The sequence below is a fragment of the Nonomuraea sp. 3-1Str genome (genome assembly GCF_031570565.1).
GTDB lineage: Bacteria > Actinomycetota > Actinomycetes > Streptosporangiales > Streptosporangiaceae > Nonomuraea.
In genome coordinates this window covers 1-1261 of sequence record NZ_JALHBK010000067.1, presented here as the reverse complement: position 1 = coordinate 1261, position 1261 = coordinate 1, and the positions used below count along the sequence as shown (strand labels likewise).

The following is a 1261-nucleotide window of genomic DNA, read 5'->3' as shown; positions in this document are numbered from 1 at the left end:
CTAGTGCTGTGACCGGAAATGATCGCCGGGTTGGGTGAGGTTCAGGCTGCGGGTGCGAGGGGTCGGCCGCCCCAGCGGATGCCTTTCTCGCTGCGGATGCGGGCGCGTTCGCGGCGTTGAGCGGCCAGCACGTCGGGATGGCGGGCGTGGGCGTTGCGCCAGCGCAGGTAGGCATGCAGGACCCGGGTCTGGACCGTGTGGTTGGGGTGGTCGGAGTTGGCCAGGGTGAACTGGCGCAACGGTCCGAAGTGCGCCTCGATCGGGTTGGCCCAGGAGGCATACGTGGGAGTGAACAGCAGCCTGACCTTGTTCTTCTTCGCCCAAGTGCGGATGCGCCAGTTCTTGTGCGCCGACAGGTTGTCCAGGATGACGTAGATCGGGGCGCCGTCCGGGCGGGCAGCGCGGATCGAGCGTAGGGCGGCCCAGGTGTGGTCGATGCCCTTGCGGGCTCGGTTGACGCCCCATAACAGGTCGTCGCCGACGGAGTAGCAGCCGTGGAAGTAGGTGACGCCGTGGGTGCGGTGGTAGGTGGCCGGCAACCGGTCCGGCTCGCCCGCAGGAGCCCAGCCTGTTCCGGCGGTGGGGCGGATCCCTAAGGGTCCGAACTCATCGAAGGCGAAGGTGCGCTCGGGCCGCTGGGTCAGGGCGTATTCGATCTCGTCCAGCTTGGCGTCGAAGTCGGGGTCCGGGGAGTCTTTCCAGGTCTTGGTGCGCTGGAAGGTGACGCCGTGCCGGTGCAGCAGGGTGCGTAACGCCTCCCGGCCGATGGTGATCGTGCGGCCGGGCAGTCGGCGCAGATAGTGCAGGAGTTTGCGGATGGACCAGCGGGTGAACGGCTGGCCCAGCTTGCTCGGGCGGGTGGTGGCCGTCTTGGCGACGAAGGTTTCGTCGTCAGGACTCAGCAGGCGGGGACGGCCTCCCGCCCACTGAGGGTCCAAGCAGGCCAGCCCGATCTCATTGAAGTGGTGGATCACATCGCGAACGGTGTCCTCGTCGGCTTGGACCAGCCGGGCGATGACCGGCACCGTGTTGCCGCCGGCCGAGGCCAGCAGGATCATCGCCCGCCGATAACGCACCGTGCTCATGGTGCCGCGCCGCACGATCCGTTGCAGCTTCTGCCCCTCTTGGTCCGTGAGCCTGCGGACCTTGACCGGTTGTGTCACCTGGCCCCCCGAGCGCCGATCGAACGTGATCAGCACCATCCAACCGGCAAGGGCGCTCTACACGCCAACCCGGCGATCATTTCCGGTCACAGCACTAG

General features: G+C 67.5%; 1 protein-coding gene. It reads right to left on the bottom strand.

Annotated elements, in window-relative coordinates:
• Positions 1 to 41: 41 nt before the first annotated feature.
• Positions 42 to 1202, bottom strand: coding sequence for an IS630 family transposase (locus tag MTP10_RS41810; RefSeq protein WP_397334600.1), 1161 nt, complete (start codon positions 1200 to 1202; stop codon positions 42 to 44).
• Between the last annotated feature and the right edge of the window lie 59 nt (positions 1203 to 1261).